The 21,922-nt window shown below is 62.2% G+C and carries 14 protein-coding genes; 8 read left to right on the forward strand and 6 right to left on the reverse strand.

The features are described from left to right. Positions 1–31 precede the first annotated feature (31 nt). Positions 32–3,232, forward strand: a complete 3,201-nt coding sequence (locus tag C8C89_RS17415; protein WP_243858059.1) for a PAS domain-containing protein — start codon at positions 32–34, stop codon at positions 3,230–3,232. Here the strand turns inward: C8C89_RS17415 and C8C89_RS17420 are convergent. From C8C89_RS17420 to C8C89_RS17440, 5 genes are all read right to left on the reverse strand, one after another. Beyond that, complete coding sequence (locus tag C8C89_RS17420; RefSeq protein WP_166674780.1) at positions 3,229–6,138, reverse strand: response regulator; 2,910 nt, start codon at positions 6,136–6,138, stop codon at positions 3,229–3,231. The genes C8C89_RS17415 and C8C89_RS17420 overlap by 4 nt on opposite strands. Positions 6,139–6,145: 7 nt before the next feature. Continuing rightward, positions 6,146–7,336: a hybrid sensor histidine kinase/response regulator gene (locus C8C89_RS17425; protein ID WP_101481356.1), complete on the reverse strand. Its 1,191-nt coding sequence runs from the start codon at positions 7,334–7,336 to the stop codon at positions 6,146–6,148. After that, positions 7,333–8,211, reverse strand: coding sequence for a CheR family methyltransferase (locus tag C8C89_RS17430; RefSeq protein ID WP_133991359.1), 879 nt, complete (start codon positions 8,209–8,211; stop codon positions 7,333–7,335). The genes C8C89_RS17425 and C8C89_RS17430 overlap by 4 nt, the downstream gene beginning before the upstream one ends. Next, on the reverse strand, positions 8,211–11,699 hold the full coding sequence (locus C8C89_RS17435; RefSeq protein ID WP_133993468.1) for a response regulator: 3,489 nt from the start codon (positions 11,697–11,699) through the stop codon (positions 8,211–8,213). The genes C8C89_RS17430 and C8C89_RS17435 overlap by 1 nt, the downstream gene beginning before the upstream one ends. A gap of 237 nt (positions 11,700–11,936) precedes the next feature. Beyond that, complete coding sequence (locus tag C8C89_RS17440; RefSeq protein ID WP_101481354.1) at positions 11,937–13,283, reverse strand: MFS transporter; 1,347 nt, start codon at positions 13,281–13,283, stop codon at positions 11,937–11,939. A gap of 217 nt (positions 13,284–13,500) precedes the next feature. On the opposite strand from C8C89_RS17440, the gene cyoA reads away from it, so the two are divergent. The 7 genes from cyoA (at position 13,501) to C8C89_RS17475 (ending at position 20,266) form a co-directional block, all read left to right on the forward strand. Then, positions 13,501–14,484, forward strand: a complete 984-nt coding sequence (cyoA, locus tag C8C89_RS17445; protein ID WP_133991361.1) for a ubiquinol oxidase subunit II — start codon at positions 13,501–13,503, stop codon at positions 14,482–14,484. Positions 14,485–14,568: 84 nt separating this feature from the next. Beyond that, positions 14,569–16,572: a cytochrome o ubiquinol oxidase subunit I gene (gene cyoB, locus C8C89_RS17450; protein ID WP_101481352.1), complete on the forward strand. Its 2,004-nt coding sequence runs from the start codon at positions 14,569–14,571 to the stop codon at positions 16,570–16,572. Continuing rightward, positions 16,565–17,203, forward strand: coding sequence for a cytochrome o ubiquinol oxidase subunit III (gene cyoC, locus C8C89_RS17455; protein ID WP_034788486.1), 639 nt, complete (start codon positions 16,565–16,567; stop codon positions 17,201–17,203). Before cyoB ends, cyoC begins: the two co-directional genes overlap by 8 nt. Beyond that, on the forward strand, positions 17,200–17,586 hold the full coding sequence (cyoD, locus tag C8C89_RS17460) for a cytochrome o ubiquinol oxidase subunit IV (protein ID WP_101481351.1): 387 nt from the start codon (positions 17,200–17,202) through the stop codon (positions 17,584–17,586). The genes cyoC and cyoD overlap by 4 nt, the downstream gene beginning before the upstream one ends. Beyond that, positions 17,583–18,407: an SURF1 family protein gene (locus C8C89_RS17465; protein ID WP_133991363.1), complete on the forward strand. Its 825-nt coding sequence runs from the start codon at positions 17,583–17,585 to the stop codon at positions 18,405–18,407. The genes cyoD and C8C89_RS17465 overlap by 4 nt, the downstream gene beginning before the upstream one ends. Next, positions 18,391–19,740: an ATP-binding protein gene (locus C8C89_RS17470; RefSeq protein WP_101481349.1), complete on the forward strand. Its 1,350-nt coding sequence runs from the start codon at positions 18,391–18,393 to the stop codon at positions 19,738–19,740. The genes C8C89_RS17465 and C8C89_RS17470 overlap by 17 nt, the downstream gene beginning before the upstream one ends. Then, positions 19,730–20,266 (forward strand): response regulator transcription factor, encoded by a 537-nt coding sequence (locus tag C8C89_RS17475; protein ID WP_133991365.1) that lies wholly within the window; start codon positions 19,730–19,732, stop codon positions 20,264–20,266. Before C8C89_RS17470 ends, C8C89_RS17475 begins: the two co-directional genes overlap by 11 nt. A 108-nt stretch (positions 20,267–20,374) precedes the next feature. Here C8C89_RS17475 and C8C89_RS17480 read toward each other — a convergent pair whose 3' ends face one another. Next, on the reverse strand, positions 20,375–21,886 hold the full coding sequence (locus tag C8C89_RS17480; protein WP_133991367.1) for a dienelactone hydrolase family protein: 1,512 nt from the start codon (positions 21,884–21,886) through the stop codon (positions 20,375–20,377). Between the last annotated feature and the right edge of the window lie 36 nt (positions 21,887–21,922).

Below are 21,922 nucleotides of genomic sequence, written 5' to 3' on the forward strand. Positions count from 1 at the left end.
TCCGGGCATCAGTTTCCCCCTTATCGACACGGTGCACGCAAACAACATTCTTTCCTTGCTGGACGCCGAGCATAGTGCGCTGGGCAGTATCGCGGCAGGCGCCGACCTGGCCCATGCACTGGAGCACTTGTTGCTGGCGCTGCAAGACCTGGCCGAGGGCGGCGCGCATGCCTGTCTGTTCCTCATCGACGAGGCCGACCGTTTTTGCGGTTTGTCCGCGCCCAGCCTTCCGCAAGACCTGTGCCTGGCCCTGCGCCATGGCGGTGAACAGCCTTCGCCGTTTGGCACGGCAGCCTTTTCCGGCGCGCCCGTGTATTGCGGCGACATCATGCGCGATGTACATTGGAGCGCTGGACGCAAGGAAGCCATGCTGCACGGCTACCGCGCTTGCTGGGTCGCCCCAGTCTTCGGCGCCAAGGGACATATCCTGGGTGTGCTGGGCCTGTTCTTCCCGGCGCCATGCCATCCCACGCAACCTGAAATTGAACTGCTGGCGCTGGCCGCACGCGTGGCCGCGCATGTCATCGAGCGGGGCCAGCTGGAAAAAGCGCTGCACGACAGCCGCGAACACTTTCATTACGCCATCGAGCTCAACGCGCAAGTGCTGTGGACGGCCGACATCGACGGCAAACTCGACTATGTGGCACAGCGCTGGCGCGAATGGACGGGTTGCAACGGTCTCGGCACCAGCTGGCTGGACGCCATCCACCCCGACGACGTGCCCCATTCCCTGGCGGCCTGGAGCGAAGCGCTGGCCAGCGGCCAGCCCCTGGACCAGGAGATGCGGGTGCGCCGCCAGGACGGCCAGTACCGCTGGGTGCACTCGCGCGCGTATTGCCGGCTCGATGAGCGGGGCCAGCCCGTGAAATGGTATGGCTCCTGCGAAGACATCGACGAGCACTGGCAGGCGCGCAATGCCTTGCTCGACAGCGAGGCACAATTCCGTTCGCTCGCCTCGACCATGCCCAACCAGGCCTGGCTCGCGCATGGCAGCGGCGCTACCTACTGGGTCAATGAGCAGGTGTGCGAGTACACGGGGCAATCGCTGAAGTCGCTGGTCACCAGCGGATTTCGCCCCTGCGTGCATCCGGACGACGTGCAAGCCACGCAGAAAAGCTGGGAGCGGGCCGTCGCCACGGCCAGCGCCTACGAACACGAATTCCGCATGCGCCGCGCCAGCGACGGTGCCTACCGCTGGTTCCTGGCGCGCGCCTTGCCCCTGTTCGACGAGACGGGCAAGGTGCTGCGCTGGGTGGGCACGAATACGGACGTGCAGGAACAGAAAAACGTGCTGGAAAAGATGGCCTACCTGAATTCCTCGCTGGAAGTGGAAATGGCCAACCGCACGGCCGACCGCGACCGGATGTGGCGGCTGTCGACCGACATCATGCTGGTGGCGGACCTGTCCGGCATGATCATCGCCGTCAATCCCGCCTGGAGCAAGATCCTGGACCGCCCTGAAATCGAGTCGCTGGGCATGGATTTCATCAGCCTCGTGCATCCCGACGACCGCATGGCGGCACTGAAGGATTTGTCGCGCCTGGCGCATGGCGCGCCCACCTTGCGCATGGAAAACCGCTACCGTCGCCGCGATGGCGGCTATCGCTGGATTTCCTGGACGGCCGTGCCCGCGCAAAAACTGATCCACGCCATCGGCCGCGACGTTACCGATGAAAAAGAGGCGCGGCTGGCACTGGTGCGCAGCGAACAAGCTTTATTGCAGGCGCAAAAGCTGGAATCGATCGGCAAGCTGACGGGCGGCGTGGCCCACGATTTCAATAACGTGCTGCAAATCATTTCCGGCAATTTGCAGTTGCTGAAACTGACGGTGGCCGACAATCCGCAGGCGGCCAGTCGCCTCGATTCGGCCGCTTCGGCTGTCGAGCGCGGCGCCAAGCTGTCGTCGCAACTGCTGGCCTTTGCGCGGCGTCAACCGTTGAAGCCGCTGGTGACGGACCTGGGCCGCTTGCTGCGCCGCATGCACGAGCTAATCCGCCGCGCCCTGGGTGAGGCGGTCACCGAAGAAACCTTCATCAGCGAGGGCTTGTGGCATACCCTGGTCGACCCGAACCAGATGGAAAACGTGTTGCTGAACATGGCCATCAACGCGCGCGACGCGATGGAAGGGGGCGGGCGCCTGACGTTCACCTTGAGCAATGTCACGCTCGATGCCGCCTACGCCAGCCTGCATGCCGATGTGCTGGCGGGTCAATACGTGCTGCTGACCATCACCGACACGGGCCATGGCATGGAGCGCGACGTGATCGACCAGATCTTCGAGCCGTTCTTCACCACCAAGCGCGAAGGCGAGGGTACGGGCCTGGGCCTCTCCATGGCCTACGGCTTCATCCATCAGAGCGCGGGCCACATCAAGGTGCACAGTGCGCCTGGCGCCGGCACCACTTTCAAGATTTATTTGCCCCGTTCGCTGGAAAAGCTGGCCGAGCCGCCACCGGGCCTGACGGGCCCCGTGCTGGGCGGCGGCGAGACCATCCTCGTGGTGGAAGACGATGCGCCTGTTCAACATACGGTAGTCGACATGTTGCGCGGCCTGGGCTATGACGTGCTGCATGCGGACGATGGCGCTTCGGCACTGGCCCTGCTGGGCACGGGCGTGGCTATCGACCTGCTGTTTACAGACGTGGTCATGCCGGGGGCCGTCAGCAGCAAGGAGCTGGCGCGGCAGGCCAGGCTGCTGCTGCCAGACCTGGCCGTGTTGTTTACCTCGGGTTATACGCACAACGCCATCATGCAGGGCGGGCGGCTGGACCCGGGCGTGGAGCTGTTGAGCAAACCCTACCGGCGCGAAGACCTGGCCCGGCGTATCCGCCACCTGCTGGCCGACCGCCGCCTGGTGGGCGCGCCCGACCCTTCCGGGCGGCGCATCCTGCTGGTGGAAGACAATGACGACGCGCGTGTCATGACGACGGAAATGCTCAATATGCTGGGGCATACCGTGCATGGCGTGGCCAGCGCCGAGGAAGCCTTGCCCCTGCTGGCCATGCCGGGCCTGGACGTGCTGGTGACGGACATCAGCTTGCCCACCATGTCCGGCCTGGAACTGGCGCGCCATGCGCGCGCCCACTGGCCGCAGCTGGACGTGGTGTTTGCGTCCGGGCACGATTGGGGCGCCAGCCTGATGCAGGACGCCAGCGCGCGCTTCCTGCGCAAGCCATTTGGCCTGGAAGAGCTGGCCGGCGCATTGAAGGCGCGCCGGCTGGACGTCTATTAAACAGGCGGGGTGCCGGGGGGCAGCAAGGCTTGCTGCAATTGATCGAGGGTAAATGGCTTGACGAGGAAGCGCGCGGCCGGGTTCAGCACGCCGGAATTGGCGGGCGCATGGCCGGTGGAGAACACCACCTCCAGCTGCGGCTGCTCGCGTGCCACCAGCTCGGCCAGCTCGACGCCCGACATGTGCGGCAGGCTGATGTCGGTCAGCAGCAGTTCCAGTCCCGGCGTGCCCAGCAGCGGCAAGGCTTCCTCGGCCGTGCCCACGGCCAGCACCGTGTGTCCCAGCATGGACAGCAGTTCGCTCGTCATGGCGCGCGCGTCCGCATTGTCTTCCACCAGCAGAATGTGACGCCTGCCCGGCTGCGCCCCCGGCAGAGGCGGCGCGGGTTGCTGCGGCGCCAGCTGCGCGCGGTACTGGTGCAGCGCCGTTACGTGACGGCCGTTGGCCAGCAAGTGGCGGATGCGCCGTGCCAGGTCTTCGCGCCGGTAGGGTTTGCTCAACAGCTCGACGCCCGGTTCCAATCGGCCGCCCTGCATGATGGCGTCCTGCGTGTAGCCCGAGGTAAACAGCACGGCCAGCTGGGGCAGCAACAAGCGGGCCTGGCGCGCCAGTTCCGTGCTGGCGACCTTGCCAGGCATCACCACATCCGTAAACAGCAAATCGATGGGGACGCCGCTGCCGACGATGGCCAGCGCGCTTTCGCCATCGCTGGCGCGCAGCACGACATAGCCGAGGCCGCGCAGCATGTCGACCACCGTCGTCTGCACCTGCACGTCGTCTTCCACGACGAGGATGGTTTCCTTGCCGCCCAGCACGGGGCCGCTCAGCTGCAGCGGCAATTCCGTTTCCGCTTCGAGCGAGCGCGGCAGGTAAATGCGGAAGGTGCTGCCATGGCCGGGCAGGCTGTCCACCGTCAGGTGGCCGCCGCTCTGGCGCAGGAAACCGTAGGCCATGGACAGGCCCAGGCCCGTGCCTTCGCCTTCCTTCTTCGTCGTGAAGAATGGTTCGAAAATCTTGTCCAGCAAGTCGGCGGGAATGCCCGAGCCCGTGTCCGAGACGGTCAGCTGCACGTAGTCGCCAGGCGCCACGTCCGCATGGCGCGCTGCGTAGTCGCTGCCCAGCACGCTGTTGCTCAGTTCGATGGTCAGCTGGCCCTGGCCATCCATGGCGTCGCGCGCGTTGATGGCCAGGTTGAGGATGACGTTTTCCAGCTGGTGCGGGTCGACCAGGGCGCGCCAGCAATCGTCGGCCAGCAGCAAACGCGTCTCGATGGTTTCTCCGGTGGCGCGCCGCAGCAGCTCTTCCGTCGAGCGCAGCAGTTGCGCCAGGTCCGTCACCAGCGGTTTTAATGGTTGACGCCGCGCAAAGGCCAGCAACTGAGCCGACAGCTTGGCGCCCCGTTCCACGGCGGCCGAGGCGCTGGCGATGCGCTTGGCGGCCAGCGGGTCGTCTTCCAGGGTCATCTGCAGCAGTTGCAGATTGCCGGAGATAATTTGCAGCACGTTGTTGAAATCATGGGCCACGCCGCCCGTCAGCTTGCCCAGCGCTTCGAGTTTTTGCGATTGCAGCAGGGCCATCTCGCTGTGGCGCAATGATTCCTGCATGCTGCGCAAAGTACTTTCCGCCTGCTTTTCCAGCGTGACGTCGCGCCCGGTGGCAAAAATCAAGTCGCCTTCGGGGGCGGCCGACCAGGAAAGCCAGCGGTGGCCGCCCTCGCGGTGCCGGTAGCGGTTTTCAAAGCTGGGCATGGCTTCCTGCGTCACTTGCGCCAGCGCCTGGCGCGTGGCGGCGGCATCCTCGGGCAGCACGAAGTCGAACAGGCTGCGGCCCAGCATTTCCTCGGGCAGCCAACCGAGGATGGCGGCCGAGGCCGGGTTGACGGCGGCAAAGCAGCCCTCGGCATCGATGGCCACCATCAAGTCTTGCGCGCTGCGCCACAGCCGCTCGCGCTCGCTGTTGCGCGCGGCCAGGTCCGCTTCCAGCTTCTTTTCCACGGTGATGTCGCGCGCGCTGCAATACACCTTCTCGCCCTCGGGCACGGCGACCCACGAGAGCCAGTGCCAGCCGCCCAGCTTGTGGCGGTAGCGGTTTTCGAAGCGCAGCGCCGGCTGGCCCTGGTTGGCCGCCTCCCAGGCCGCATGGGTGCGCGTCAAGTCGTCCGGGTGAACCAGTTCCAGGAAGCGCGTCGTGCGGATTTCCTCCACCGACCAGCCCAGGGTGGCTTGCCAGGCGGGGTTCGAGTGTTCGAAGTAACCGTCCAGGTTGAGCACGCCCAGCAAATCGGGGCTGACGTTCCAGGTACGGCCAAATTCGCGCGTGCGCTCGGCCACCTGCATTTCCATGCTGGCACTGAGCGTGCGCAGGCGCGATTCCGCCTGGGCCCGCAGTATGGTCGACCAGACCCGTTCCGACACTTGCACGGCCAGTTCGATCTCGTCGGCATGCCACAGGCGCGCGGCGCGGCTGTGCACGACGAACAGGGCCGCCAGCCGGCCCTCCTTGGCAATGGGAATGTTCAGGAAGGCACGGATGCCCAGGCGCGCAAACGTGGCCAGCGCGGCCGGCGTTGCCGTGCGCGGGTCACTGGCCACATCGCTGACAGCAAGCACCTGGCCCGCGGCCAGCGTATCGGCCAGGCGGGCCGCATAATCGCCGAGGAAATATTCGCCTGCTGCACCGGGCGCCAGGCCATCGCTCCACGCATGTTGAAGGGTGGGGCATTGCAAGGTCTGGTCGATATCGAAACAGGCCACTTGCTGGGCTCCCAGACGCTGTCCCAGCAGCTGCGCCGACAGCGAGAGAATTTCGCCCGTGTCGTTCAGCAGGCGCAGCCGGCGTTCCAGTTGCAGCAGGAAGGCGACGCCGCTGGCGCCGGCCTGGCTGCGGGAGAGCGGTGTACTGGTCATGCCGGCCTCAGCTGCCGGCCAGCGGCAGGGTGACGCTGAACAGGGCGCCATTGCCGGGCTGGCTTTGCAGGGTGATGGCGCCGCCATGCGCATCGACCAGCTGCTTGGTGATGAACAGGCCCAGGCCCAGGCCGCCCGTGCGGTCCTGGTACATGACGCGCTCGAAGGCGTCGAAGATGCGTTCCTGGTCGCGCGCATTGATGCCGATGCCATGGTCGCGCACTTCGATGACGGCGCTGTTCTGCGTGTGCGCGAGGCTGATTTCCACGGGCTGGCCCTGGCCGTAGCGTACGGCATTGCTGATCAGGTTGACAACGATCTGCTCGACGCGGAACGCATCCCAGAAACCCTGGATGGGTTCGAAGGCCAGCACTTCCAGCACGCTGCCCGTGGCGGCCGCATACGGCCCCAGATCGTCTGCCACCCGGCGCACCAGACTGGTCAGATCGACGGCTTCGCGGCGGATCGACAGCTTGCCGCTGGTGATGCGCGAGACGTCAAGCATGTCGTCGATCAGGCGCACCATGCTGCGGATTTGCCGCCCGTCGCGCGCCACCATCTTGCCCAGTTTTTCCGGCTCGAAGGCGGCCAGGTTGCCCCGTTCCAGGTTGACGGTGCGCATCTGCGTTTCCAGGAACAAGGTGTTCAGGGGCGTGCGCAGTTCGTGCGCCACCATGGACATGAATTCGTCGCGCAGGCGCAACGAGCGCTGCAGTTCGGCCTGGGTGGCGCGCAATTCTTTCAAGAGCGCTTCCTGCTGCTGTCGGCTGTGCTCCAGTGCCTGCACCTGGCGCCGCGTCTCGCTGCGCTGCTGGTGCAGGGCCACGAAGACGTTGACCTTGCTTTGCACGGCATTGATGTCGAGCGGCTTGTGCAGAAAGTCGACGGCGCCGCTTTCATAGCCCTGGAAGGCAAAATTCATTTCCTTGCCGGCCGCCGTGACGAAGACGATGGGGATGTGGCGCGTCTTTTCCGTGCCGCGCATCAATTGGGCCAGCTCGAAACCATCCATTTCCGGCATTTGCACATCGAGGATGGCCAGCGCGAAATCGTGTTCCAGCAGCAGGGCCAGCGCCTCTTCGCCCGAAGATGCCTGGTACACGCTGCGGTCGCTCTCACGGATCAGCGCATTGAGCGCGCGCAAGTTTTCAGGCAAATCGTCGACGATCAGCAGTTTGGTGCTTGTTTCATTCATCATGTTTCATTCCTGGCATGATCATGCCGTCCAGCGTAGTGGGATACGGCGTGCGACTGAGCACGCTTGCGGTAGAGCTTTTCGGGACCGGGCAATGGTTCGAAATCGGCGGCGAATCTTGTGAAATGCGTGCTTTCCTTGCTGCCCAGGCCTAGAAAGCCCCGATGGCAAAGCGAGTCCTGGAACAGGCCCAAGGCCCGCTCCTGCAAGGTTTTATTGAAGTAAATCAGCACGTTACGGCACAAAATCAATTGCGTTTCAATAAAAACGCTGTCCGTGGACAGGCTGTGGTCGGCAAAATTGATACTGTCGAGCAAGCGCTGCTGGAAATGCGCGGTGGCATGCTCGACCGTGTAGTACTCGTCGAACTGCCCCAGGCCGCCCGCAGCCAGGTAGTTGTCGCCATAGTCGGCCATGCGGTGCAGCGGGTATACGCCGCGCGCGGCTGTAGCCAGCGCTTGCGGGTTGATGTCGGTGGCGTAGATCGTGCTGCGTTCGAGCAAGCCTTCCTCCTGCAGCACGATGGCCAGTGACAGCGCTTCTTCTCCCGTGCAGCAGCCGGCCACCCAGATCGTCGGCGACGGATAGGTTTTCAATACGGGCACCACGTGTTCGCGCAAGGCGCGGAAAAACGCCGGGTCGCGGAACATTTGCGTGACCGGCACGGTCAAAATCTGCAGCAGCTTGTCAAAGGCGGCCGGGTCGTCCAGCACCAGTTGCTGCAGGGCGGGCAAGTCCGTGCAGTGGAAACGCTCGATGGCCTGGTTCAGGCGGCGGCGCTGCGAGGGCAGGGAATAGTCGCGAAAATCATAGCTGTAGCGCTGACAGAGTTCTTCCATCAGCGCATGCATTTGCGCGTCCGTGTAGCGCAGGGACATCAGATGCGTTCCATCTTCGGCATCCATACGCGCAGCAGCGAATACAAGCGGTCCAGGTCGATCGGCTTGGCCAGGTAGTCGGACGCGCCCGCCTGCAGGCATTCTTCCTGGTCATTCTTCATGGCCTTGGCGGTAATGGCGATGATGGGCAGCTTGTTGTAGCGGCCGTCGGCGCGGATCAGCCGCGTCGCCTCCAGGCCATCCATGCCCGGCATCATGACATCCATCAACACCAGATCGATATCATCCACGCTGTTGAGCTTGCTGATGGCTTCGAAGCCGTTGCGGCCGATCTCCACCGCCACGCCTTTTTGTTCCAGCGCGTTCGTCAGGGCAAAGATGTTGCGCACATCGTCGTCCACGAGCAAGATCTTGCGCCCTTCAAAGACGCGCTCACGGCTGCGCACCTGCTGCAGCATGCCCTGGCGCTCGCTCGACAGTTCCGATTCCACCTTGTGCAGGAACAAGGTCACTTCGTCGAGCAGGCGTTCCGGCGAGCGGGCGCCCTTGATGATGATGGAGCGCGAATATTTCATCAGGTCCGCTTCTTCTTCGCGGCTCAGGTTGCGGCCCGTGTAGACGATGACGGGCGGGAAGGAGCACAGTTCTTCATGTTCCATGCGTTCGAGCAATTCGTTGCCCTGGATGTCGGGCAGCTTCAAGTCGATGATCATGCAGTCGAAAATCTGCGTCTTCAGTAATTCCAGTGCCTGCTCGCCCAGGGCCACGGCCGTGATTTCCACGTCGTCGTCGCTGATCAGGTGGACCACGCTTTCGCGCTGGCGTTCGTCATCCTCGACCAGCAGGATGCGCTTCATCTTTTGCGTGAATTTGGATTCGAGCTTGCGGAACACCTCCTTCAACTGCTCGCGCGTGCGCGGCTTGGTGGCGTAGCCGATGGCGCCCAGCTGCATGGCTTCCTGGATCTGGTCATTGCCGGACACGATGTGCACGGGAATGTGGCGCGTCAATGGATTTTCCTTGAGTTGCTGCAAGACCAGCAAGCCGGGGCGGTCCGGCAAGCCCATGTCGAGCAGGATGGCGTCGGGCAGGAACTCTTCCGCCAGACGCAGGCCTTCGTCGGCGCCGTGCGCCACCAGGCAGCGGTATTGCATTTCATGCGCGAGGTCGAACAGGATGCCGGCAAACGAGGGTTCATCCTCGATCACCAGCACGGAACGCTGGCCCGTCTTGCCAGGGGGGGCGCTATTGCGATCGTCCTGGAAGGTAGGCAGCGGCACGGGCTTGGCGGCGGGAGCCGCCTTGGGCGCGGCGACGGCGATTTTTGCGGGCGCTTGCGGCGCGGAGTTGGGCACTGCTGCTGCTTCCACTTCCACGGCGCGTTCCGGCATGACGGCCGGCAGCACCAATGTAAACGTGCTGCCCTGGGCTGGCGTGCTGGCCAGCTCGATGCTGCCGCCCAGCAAGGTTGCCAGGTCGCGCGAAATGGACAGGCCCAGGCCCGTGCCGCCATAGCGGCGGCTGGTGGTGCCATCGGCCTGGTGGAAGGCGTCAAAAATCTTGTGCTGCTGGTCGCTAGCAATGCCGATGCCGGTGTCCTGCACCTGGAAGCGCACCTGTCCAGCCGCATCGGCGCTCACGTGCAGGGACACCGTGCCCGTATCGGTAAATTTGATGGCGTTCGACAGCAGGTTTTTCAGGATTTGTTCCAGGCGCTGGCGGTCGCTTACCAGCGACGGCGGCGTGTCCGGCGCCACGCTGACGCTGAAAACCAGTTTCTTTTGCTGCGCCTGGGCGCCAAACAGCATCTTCATGCCGCTGAGCAGTTCGTCGAAGGGAACGGCTTCCGGCGTCAATTCCAGCTTGCCTGCCTCAACCTTGGAAATGTCGAGGATATCGTTGATGAGGGTCAACAAATCGTTGCCGGCCGAATAAATGGTTTGCGCAAACGTCACTTGCTCCGGCGTCAAATTGCCGCTGGCATTGTCCGACAGCAGCTTGGACAGGATGAGCGAGCTGTTTAACGGCGTGCGCAGCTCGTGCGACATATTCGCCAGGAATTCGGATTTGTAGCGGCTGGCCCGCTGCAGCTCTTCCGCGCGGGCTTCCAGCTGCGCGTGCGCCTGGCCGATTGCGATGTTTTTCTGGTCCAGCGACAGCGCCTGCACGGCCAGCTGCTCGTTCGACTGCTCCAGCGCCGCTTTTTGCTCTTCCAGGTGGGCTTGCGACTGTTCCAGCACGCGCGATTGCTCGCCCAGCTCTTCATTGGCCGTGCGCAATTCTTCCTGCTGCACTTCCAGCTCTTCATTCAGTTGCTGGGTTTCTTCCAGCACGTTTTGCAGGCGCTGGCGGTACAGGGCCGCTTCCAGCGAGGTGCCGACATTTGCCGCAATCAAGTTCAGCCATTCCTTGGCGCGGGTGCTGACGGGATGCGTAAAGCCCAGTTCGATGACGCCGTTGACGACGCCTTCATTGTTGACCGGGGCCAGTATCAGTTCCAGCGGCGCACCGCGGCCCAGGCTCGACGTCACGGTCAGGTAATTGTCAGGTACTTGCTTCACATGCTTGAGCTTTTTCTCGCGTGCCGTTTCGCCCACCAGGCCTTCGCCCAGTTTGAAGACTTGCTTGTCCTTCACGCCCTGTTCGTTGAAGCCGTACACGGCCGTGCGGCGCAGGCTGCCATCGTCGTCGACGACGTACAGGGTGGCGACGGCCACTTCCAGCCGGTGGGCGAGGAAATCGAGCACGTGCCGTCCCAGTTGCGGCAAGCCCAGCTGGCCGCTGGTATGGGCCGCCAGCTCTGTCTGCCCCGTGCGCAGCCAGGCTTGCTCCTGCAGCACGTCGTTATCCTTGCCGCGCTGCTCGAGCGCATCGTTGTAAATATCGGACAGGCGCAGCAGTTCGCGCCGGCCAAGGTAGGCGAGCAGGCCGGACATGCCCAGACTGAGGATCAGGAACACCACCACGGCCAGCATGGTGCGGCTCTCGGCCGTGTCGGCCCGCTCCTGGCGCAGCCGCTGTTCCATGGACAGGAAGGTGAGAAATTCGCGGCGGATTTCATCAAATTCCAGCTTGCCTTCGCCCTGGCGCACGCGCGCGAGGAATTCCTGGTTGCTGCGGCGCTGGGCGATCACGCCTTCGGCATACTCCATCCACTGGCCCTGCAGGGCGCGGATGCGGCGCAAGCGGTCCACCTGGATGGGGCTGTCGGACACGAGGTCGAGCAGGGTAGTCATTTCCACGGCAATCTTGGCCTTGCCCGATTTATACGGCGCCAAAAACGTTTCGTCGCCTGTCAACAGGTAGCCGCGCATGCCCGTTTCCAGGTCGACCGACAACTTCATCACCTCATTCGCATTGCCGATCACCCGTTCGGAATGCTCGACCGAGCGCAGGGCCGAAAGCAGGTAGACGATCAGGCCGACAAACACGAGAGCCGTGACGACCCCGATGACCAGCGGCAAGGTCACGTTGCGGGCGAGGATGCGGCGAAAGCTGAAGGAATCGATCGGGGTCTTGGTATTCATCATGTCCGTGTAAGGCTGGCGCGAAAAAGTCAATTTTAATTGAAATGCAAGTTTTCTGGAGCTCAAGCAAAGCGTGCGCTAGCATAACAGCCTTGCGATAGATTGCCGAGGCGCAAGGTCATGCAATGCGCGCCATCGCACAGATGAGGTGGAGTGGAATGGCTGCCAGGTATAAAAAAACGCCGGACGGTGCCGGCGTTTTTCACTGCGTTGCGCTCTGCGCTGTATATATATATGTCAATCGCGGATTTCCAGTGCCCGGTTCAGGCTCAGGGCTGCCAGCGAGGCAACGGCGCCCGACAGCAGGTAGAAGCTGACATAGGCGAGGCCGAAGTTGGCCGACAGGCCCAGCGCCACCAGCGGGGCGAAGCCGGCGCCCACCAGCCAGGCCAGGTCGGACGTCAGGGCCGCGCCCGTGTAGCGGAAGCGGGCAGGGAAGTTGGCCGTCACGGCACCCGATGCCTGGCCGTAAGACAGGCCCAGCAGGCTGAAGCCCACGAGGATGAACACGTCCTGGCCCGTATTGCCGCCGCCCATCAGGGTCGGCACGAAGGCGCTGAAGATGGCGATCAGCACGGCCAGCACGCCCAGGGTGGTGCGGCGGCCCACTTTATCGGCCAGCAAGCCGGAAATCACCACGCCGATGGCAGCCAGCACGGCGCCCAGCATCTGCACTTGCAGGAAGTCCGAAGCGGAACGCGTCTGGTAGACGGAAATCCATGACAGCGGGAACACGGTAACCAGGTGGAACAGGGCGTAGCTGGCCAGCGCGGCCAAGGCGCCGATCAGCACGTTGCGGCCCTGGCCGCGGCTCATTTCAAATACGCTCACGGGCTGCAGTTCGCGTTCGTCGAGCAGGCGCGCATATTCATTCGTCGATACCAGGCGCAGGCGGGCAAACAGGGCGACCACGTTGATGGCAAAGGCGACATAGAAAGGATAGCGCCAGCCCCAGTCAAGGAACTCTTCGTCCGTCAGGTTGACCAGCATGAAGCAGAACAGGCCGGCGGCGATCAGGAAGCCGAAGGGCGCGCCCAGCTGGCCCAGCATGGCGTACCAGCCGCGCTTGTTTTCCGGCGCGTTCAGGGCCAGCAGCGATGGCAAGCCGTCCCACGAACCGCCCAGCGCCACGCCCTGGCCGATGCGCAGCACGGACAGCCAGATGATGGCGGCAAAGCCCAGGTGCGAGTAGGTCGGCAGGAAGGCGATGCCGGCCGTCGACACACCCAGCAGGAAGAGGGCGATCGTCAGCTTGGCGCTGCGCCCCATGCGGCGCTGGATCTCCATGAAGATCACGGTGCCGAACGGACGGGCGATGAAGGCAAACGAGAAGATCAGGAAGGCATATAATGTGCCCTCCAGGCGTTCTTCAAAAGGGAAGAAGACGCGCGGAAACACCAGCACCGAAGCGATGGCGTAGACAAAGAAGTCAAAGTATTCGGAAGCGCGGCCGATGATCACGCCGACGGCAATCTCACCGGGGTCGATATGCGATTCGACCGTGCCGTCTCCGCGTGCGTCGCGCAGGGAATGGGGGGAAAAGTCGGCGGGTACATCCCCGCCGTGTGTGCGTGTGCTGGACATGATGATCGTCTCCAATATAGTTTCGAGTTCGGCCAACGCGTAACATACCCCGGGTGTCTCACGCCCGGAGTAGGATTATTCACCAGGTAGTCGTTAAAAAACTCTGCACATACCCAGTGAAAATCCGAGCAAGGGGGTGGACAAAACGTCCAATTGCCAACGCGCTCCAGTGAGAATACAGTACCATATCTTCATCCCCTGTACTGGACTTTCCTGTATGTTTTCATTAAAAGTTCGTCGCGGACTGCTTCTTTTACCTCTCGCATTGTTGGCTGGTTGCAATACGGTGGTACTGAATGCGTCTGGTGACATCGCAGTTCAGCAAGGCAATCTGATTGTCATCTCGACATTGCTGATGCTGTTGATTATCGTTCCGGTAATCGCCCTGACCCTGCTCTTTGCATGGCGCTATAGAAAAAACAATACCGCGGCCAAATACGAGCCGGACTGGGACCACTCGACTCGCCTCGAGCTGATTATCTGGGGTGCGCCCCTGTTGATCATCATCGTGCTGGGCCTGCTGACCTGGATCAGCACCCACACCCTCGATCCATATCGCCCATTGAGCCGTATCGACGCCAACCGCCCCATTCCTGCCAGCCACAAGCCGATGATCGTCGAAGTCGTGGCCCTGGACTGGAAATGGCTGTTCATCTACCCGGAGCAAGGCATCGCTTCCGTGAATGAACTGTACGCGCCCGTCGATCGTCCGATCCGCTTCAAGATCACCGCCTCGTCCGTCATGAACTCGTTCTTCATCCCCGCACTGGCAGGTCAGATCTACGCCATGCCGGGCATGGAAACGCAGTTGAATGCCGTCATCAACAAGCCTGGTGTATACAAGGGCTTCTCCGCGAACTACAGCGGTGCCGGTTTCTCGGGCATGCGCTTCAAGTTCCACGGTGTCAATGATGCGGACTTCGACAAATGGGTGGAATCGGCACGTGCCGGTGGTGGCGCGCTGAACCGCGACGATTACCTGTCGCTGGCCCAGCCTAGCGAACGCGATCCGGTGCGCCGCTACAGCGCCGTACCTAACGATCTGTACAAGGCAATCCTGAACCGCACCATCGTTTCCGACGCCCTGTGCGTGACGCCGGTCGAGCCATACAAATTGACGATGGCAAATAGCCCGGTAGCGGCCGTAACGGCAGTAGTCGCTAGCGATGCAATAGTTGAAAAGGGTGTTCAAGCCAAGTAACGACTGCATGAATCCCGCAGCGCATTGCGCTGCAGATACTGGCGCCGCTTGCCTGGCGCCTCCCTTTTTTCTCTGAGAGTAACAATGCTAGACCATATTGATCTGACGAAGCTTATCTTCGGCCGTCTGACTTGGGATGCAATTCCATTTCACGAACCTATCCTGCTGGCGACCTTTGCGATGGTCGCCCTGGGCGGTATCGCACTCGTTGCGGCACTGACGTATTTCCGCGTCTGGGGTACCCTGTGGCGCGACTGGATCACCAGTATCGACCATAAAAAAATCGGTATCATGTACATGATCCTGGGCCTGGTCATGCTGCTGCGCGGCTTTGCCGACGCGCTCATGATGCGTACCCAGCAGGCGATCGCCTTTGGCGACAATGCCGGCTTCCTGCCACCGCATCACTACGACCAGATCTTCACCGCCCACGGCGTGATCATGATCTTCTTCGTCGCGATGCCTTTCGTGACGGGTCTGATGAACTACGTGGTGCCGCTGCAAATCGGCGCGCGCGACGTGGCTTTCCCTTTCCTCAATAACTTCAGCTTCTGGATGACCACCATGGGCGCTGCCCTGGTCATGGCTTCGCTGTTCGTCGGCGAATTCGCCCGCACGGGCTGGCTGGCCTATCCACCGCTGTCGGGCATCGTCGGCAGTCCGGACGTGGGGGTAGACTATTACATCTGGTCCTTGCAGATTGCCGGGGTCGGGACGCTATTGTCCGGTGTCAACCTGATCGCCACCATCGTCAAGATGCGCGCGCCAGGCATGACCTGGATGAAAATGCCAGTCTTCACCTGGACCGCACTGTGCACCAACATTCTGATCGTCGCCGCTTTCCCGGTACTGACGGCTGTGTTGGCCATGCTGTCGCTGGACCGCGTTGCAGGCTTTAACTTCTTCACGACGGAACTGGGCGGCAACGCCATGATGTACGTCAACCTGATCTGGATCTGGGGTCACCCAGAGGTCTACATCCTGATCCTGCCACTGTTCGGTGTGTTCTCGGAAGTCGTTGCGACCTTCAGCAGCAAGCGTTTGTTCGGTTACGCCTCGATGGTCTACGCCACCTGCGTCATCATGATTCTGTCGTACCTGGTATGGCTGCATCACTTCTTCACCATGGGTTCTGGCGCCAGCGTCAATTCCTTCTTCGGCATCACGACGATGATCATTTCGATCCCGACGGGCGCGAAGATCTTCAACTGGCTGTTTACCATGTACCGCGGCCGTATCCGCTTCGAACTGCCTATGCTGTGGACGATCGGCTTCATGGTCACCTTCACCATCGGCGGCATGACTGGCGTGCTGCTGGCCGTACCACCGGCGGACTTTGTCTTGCATAACAGCCTGTTCCTGATTGCCCACTTCCATAACGTGATTATCGGCGGCGTGGTGTTCGGTGTATTTGCTGCAATTAACTACTGGTACCCGAAAGCCTTCGGTTACAAGCTCGACGCGTTCTGGGGCAAGTGCTCGTTCTGGTTCTGGTTCGTCGGCTTCTACCTGGCCTTCATGCCGCTGTACGTGCTGGGCCTGATGGGCGTGACCCGTCGTGTCAACCACTTTGAAGATCCATCGCTGCAAATCTGGACCATCATCGCCTGGTTTGGCGCCGTCTCGATCGCACTGGGTATCGCTTCCATGCTGATCCAGTTCTATGTCAGCTACCGCAACCGTCACGCCCTGCGCGACGTGACCGGTGACCCATGGGGTGGCCGTACGCTGGAATGGTCGACGTCGTCGCCTCCGCCAGACTATAATTTCGCCTTCACGCCACAAGTGCACGAACTCGATGCATGGACTGACATGAAGAAACACGGTTACCAGCGTCCGACGTCCGGTTTCACGAAGATCCACATGCCGAAGAACACCTGGGCTGGTTTCGTGATCGCCGCACTCTCCGCACTGGTCGGTTTTGGCCTGATCTGGCAAATGTGGCTCGTCGCCAGCATAGGCTTCGTGATCATGATGGTCACCATCATCGTCCATACCTTTAACTACAAGCGCGATTACTACATTCCTGCGGAAGAAGTGGTCCGTACCGAAGACGCTTACACTAAATTGCTGAGCAGCCATGTCTGATACCATCGCCCATAACACCGGCGCCGCTGGCGCCGCACCAAGCACGCGCAGCTACTTTGTGCGCGAGCACCACCCGGAAAACGGCAGCCTGCTGGGTTTCTGGCTCTACCTGATGAGCGATTGCCTGATCTTCGCCTGTCTGTTCGCCACCTACGCCGTGGTCGGCCGCAGCTATGCGGACGGCCCGACGGGCGCCGCGCTGTTCGACCTGCCACTGGTGGCTGTCAACACGGCCATGCTGCTGCTGTCGTCGATCACCTACGGCTTCGCCATGCTGGCCATGCAGCGCAAGCAATTGCGCAGCACCCTGGTCTGGCTGGGCATCACGGGCCTGTTCGGCTTGGCCTTCCTGTCGCTGGAAATGTATGAATTCATTCATCTGATCCACGAAGGCGCCGGTCCGCAGCGCAGCGCGTTCCTGTCGTCGTTCTTCGCCCTGGTCGGCACCCACGGCTTGCACGTGACGTTCGGCGTGATCTGGCTCGTGACCTTGATGTTCCAGTTGAACAAGCATGGCCTGACCCCGGAAAACGGCCGTCGCATGATGTGCTTGTCGCTGTTCTGGCACTTCCTGGACGTCATCTGGATCGGCGTCTTCACCTTTGTCTACCTGATGGGAGTGCTGCCATGAGCGACCACAACACACACGGCGATAGCCACCACCATGACCAGCACGATCATGGCAGCCTGAAAAGCTACACCATCGGCTTCATCCTGTCGGTGATCCTGACGGCCATTCCTTTCTGGCTGGTGATGACGAAAGCCATCACCAACTCGGGCACCATGGGCCTGGTCCTGCTGGCGTTTGCGGCTGTTCAAGTGGTCGTGCACATGGTGTACTTCCTGCACATGAACACCAAGTCCGAAGGCGGCTGGAACATGATGGCGCTGATCTTCACGATCATGATCGTGGGCATTGCCATGGCCGGTTCCCTGTGGGTCATGTACCACATGAACCACAACATGATGCCGGATCTGATGCCTGAGTACATGCATACGAAAACGGCTCCATGATGAGTCAACCGCGCCCAAGCAACACCGGGCGCGCCCCTGGCGCCGCATCGCAAGATGCTGCGCCAGGCCCACGCGGCATGGTCGTGCGATATGCATTGGCCGTGCTGGCGGGGATCTTATTTGCCGGTTTCTGTGCCTTGGGCACCTGGCAAGTCAAGCGCCTGTTCTGGAAGCTTGACCTGATCGAGCGCGTCGAACAACGCGTACATGCGCCCGCAACGGACGCACCTGGACCCGCAGCCTGGGCCAGCATTACGCCACAAACGGATGAATACCGCCATGTGCGACTCTCCGGTACTTATCTCCCCATTTTCAATACCCTGGTGCAGGCAACGACGGCACTGGGCAGCGGTTATTGGCTGATGACGCCATTGCGCCTGGCCGATGGCAGCACCGTGCTCGTCAACCGCGGCTTCGTGCCGAAACGCGCCAGCATCGCCGCCAGCACGCCGGCCGGCATCGTCAACGTCGACGGCTTGCTGCGCATCAGCGAGACGGGCGGCGGTTTCCTGCGCGAGAATAGTCCTGCCACGCAGCACTGGTATTCGCGTGACGTGGCCGCCATCGGCGCCTCGCACATGCTGAGCAACGTGGCGCCATACTTTGTCGATGCGAAGGAAAAGTCGGAAACGGCCAGTGACGCGCCCGTCGGCGGACTGACCGTGATTTCCTTCCACAACAACCACCTCGTGTACGCCTTGACGTGGTTTGCGCTGGCCTTGATGGTGGCCGGCATCAGCTGGTGGATCGTGCGTGAAGACAAGCGCCGCCGCGCCCGTGGCACCCAGCGCCAGGAAAGCGACCATGCCGGGCAGGATTGAGATCCTGCCCAACCGCGAAGTCTTAGAGCGCGGTGCGGTGGCGGCCGAGATGGAACATCCGGCCGGCCACCAGAACATGAAGCTGCTGATCCAGCTGCGCTGGCTGGCCGTGATCGGCCAGATCAGCACCATCTTCGGCGTGGGTGTAGGGCTGGGCATTGCCTTGCCCGTACCCTACATGCTGGAAGTGCTGTCCTGCCTCATCGCTTTCAATCTTGCCAGCCTCTTGCGCTGGCACGAACGCCAGCCCGTTTCCAACACGGCTCTGTTCCTCGCGCTGCTGGTCGACGTCACCGTGCTGACGGCCCAGCTCTACCTGAGCGGCGGCATCAGCAACCCGTTTGCCTTCCTGTATTTGTTGCAAGTCATCCTCAGCGCCGTGCTGCTGGAAGTGTGGTCGACCTGGATCATGGTGGCGATCACCAGCCTGTGCCTGGCAGGCCTGGCCTTGCTGCCCGGTCCCTTGACCTTGCCTATCGACCCCGAGCGGGGTTTTTCCAGCCTCTACGTGCAAGGCTTGCTGATCTGCTTCATCCTGAATGCCGCCTTGCTGGTGGTGTTCATCACACGCATCAACCGCAACCAGCGCGCCGGCGACGCCAAGGTGGCTGATCTGCGCCAGCGCGCGGCGGAAGAAGAGCACATCATCCGCATGGGCTTGCTGGCCTCGGGCGCCGCGCACGAGCTTGGCACGCCGCTGGCGACCCTGTCCGTCATCCTCGGCGACTGGCGCCGCATGCCGGAACTGAGCAAGAACAGCGAATTGCTGGAAGAAATCACGGAAATGCAGGCACAGTTGCAGCGCTGCAAGAGCATCGTCAGCGGCATTTTATTGTCGGCGGGCGAGGCGCGCGGCGAATCGTCCGTGAAAACGACGATCAACACCTTCCTCAACGACCTGGTCGACGAGTGGCGCAGCAGCCGCCCGATCCAGGGTTTCGAGTACGATAACCGCATCGAGCATGACGTGCCCGTCGTCTTCGATTCGACCCTGAAACAAACCATTTGCAATGTGCTGGACAATGCGCTGGAAGCGTCGCCCGACTGGCTGCGCTTCGAAGCGACGCGCGAAGCGGACGCCTTGCACCTGGTCATTACCGATGCTGGCCCCGGCTTCGAGCCGTCGATGCTGACGCACCTGGGCAAACCGTATCAAAGCAGCAAGGGCAAGCCCGGTGGCGGCCTCGGTCTGTTCCTGGTGGTGAATGTCGCGCGTACCCTGGGTGGTACGGTGACGGCGCGCAACAGGGTGCAGGGCGGGGCGGTAGTGCATCTGGCCTTGCCGCTGGCAGCCATCAAACTGGAAAGAGAAAGCGACCACCATGCAGGATGACCGTCTGTTACTGATCGTGGAGGACGACGCGGCATTTGCCCGCACCCTGGGCCGCTCGTTCGAGCGGCGCGGCTACCAGGTCATCCTGGCCACCAACTTCGATGAAGCGAGCGCCTTGCTGAAACAAAATTGCCCCGACTACGCCGTCGTCGATCTGAAGTTGAATGGCAATACGTCGGGCCTGGCTTGCGTACAGATGCTGCACCAGCACGATCCGGAAATGCTGATCGTCGTGCTGACGGGTTACGCCAGCATCGGCACGGCTGTCGAAGCCATCAAGCTGGGCGCCTGCCAGTACCTGGCGAAACCGTCGAATACGGACGACATCGAAGCGGCTTTTGGCCACGTGGCCGGCAACGCCGACATCGAACTGACGAACCGCGCCACCAACATCAAGACCCTGGAGTGGGAACGCATCCACGAAATGCTGGCCGAGACGGATTTCAATATCTCGGAAACGGCAAGGCGGCTGGGCATGCACAGGCGCACCCTGGCCCGCAAGCTGGAGAAGCAGCGGGTGAAGTAGGGCGCTTTCCGGCAGACGGCGCACAATTGCTATCTTTCCGATTTTCAAACACGCATCGCGTCAGGGGCGGCGCCCGCTCGCCTGGCATCGCTGGTTCACTGAACAGGCTTAACCACCGGCGCTCAGCGCCTTGATCCGCGCCACGGCGTTGACTTGCTCCTTGTCCACTGCGACAGCCTTTTCGTAGGCGGCAATCGCCAGCGCTTTTTCGCCAAGTGCCTCGTACGCTTCGCCTTCGCTGTCGAAGGCATTGCCAAATTGCGGCTCGATGTGGGTCGCCAGCTTGAACAGCTCCACGGCGCCGCGCGCCTTGTTTCCGCGCAGGAGCTGGTAGCCCAGGTTGTTGAGGTTGAGGGGGCTGAGTTTGAAGTCCGGCGACGCCGCCGCCATGCTGGTATAGATCGCTTGCGCATCCTTGAAGCCGCCGTCGGCGAAGGCGCGCAGGAAGTCCGATTCGCCCAGCAATGAGAATTTGGCTGGCCGGAACTGCATCGACATCACTTGCGGCGCGATTCCGTGCCGCGCCGGGGACTGTTGCAGGAATTCCCGCGCCTGGGCATCGTTTTTCAGGTAGGCGTCCAGAAAGCGGCGCACATACAGCGTGCCGCTGTGGTATGCCAGCACGACATCGGCGCGCTGGTAGTCGCCGAATGCATCGTCAGCGGAAAAGCGCAAGTGCCACGCGCTGAAGTGCGGATGCGTCATCGGATGCATGGTGCCGATGTAGACGTCGGAATACTTCATGCTGTTGAGATAGCTGATGCCCAGTTTGTCGTTGAGCTCCAGCTCCTCTGCCGACGGGGCACGGGCGCCCAATGACAGCATGGGCACGGGCGTGCGCGCAGGCCGCACATAGGTGGCGGCGCCCCATATCTTGGGATGAAACCGGATCGAACCGTCGAGGCTGACCAGGGCCTTGATGCGGCTCGAACGCGCTGCGGCAAAGACGTTGGCCATGCCGCCCCAGCTGAAACCGGTCGCTGCAACCTTGCTGATGTCGGCTTGCGGCAGGGTTTGCGCATAGTTGACAAGGAAGGCAATATCGGCGGCCTGCGCCTCGACGCCTTCGACGTCTTCCGTCATGACGACAGAGCGGGCGCCCAGGCTGCGGCTGGCGATGACCACATAGCCGTGGCTGGCCAGGTATTCGCACAAGTCCAGGTTTTCGTGTGCGGGGGCAGCGAAGCTAGGCGCGTAGATTACCACCGGGTAGATTCCTCCGGAGGGCGGGGCGTCGCGTACGGCGAGGGTGGCACTGCCGTACTGGGCTTTTTGCGGTCCCGACATCCAGGCTGCGCGCTGCCTGGCCGCCTCCGCGCCGGAGAATGCGAAGTCCACGTCGGACAAGCTGGCCGCGCGATAATCGGCCACCTGCATGCGGGAACCTGCCGTCTTCCTGGCCGGATACCAGACGAGCGTCTGGATCGCGCGCCCGCTGCCCGTCGGGAGGGGCTTGCCAAAGGCGTCCAGCTGCGCGTCCATTACGCGGCTGTAGTCATACTGCTGCACGATGCGCAGGCCGACAGCGTGCGGGCCCGCCTCAGGGATCAGCGAAAGGGGGGCGGCAGCGGCGTTCAGCGTAGCGGCCGTGCACAGGATCAGGAGGAGAAGTTTTTTCATGTCCAGGTATCGTTGTGAAGTGAATAGGTGCGCGCG

Source organism: Janthinobacterium sp. 75 (assembly GCF_004365495.1).
Classification (GTDB): Bacteria; Pseudomonadota; Gammaproteobacteria; order Burkholderiales; family Burkholderiaceae_D; genus Janthinobacterium.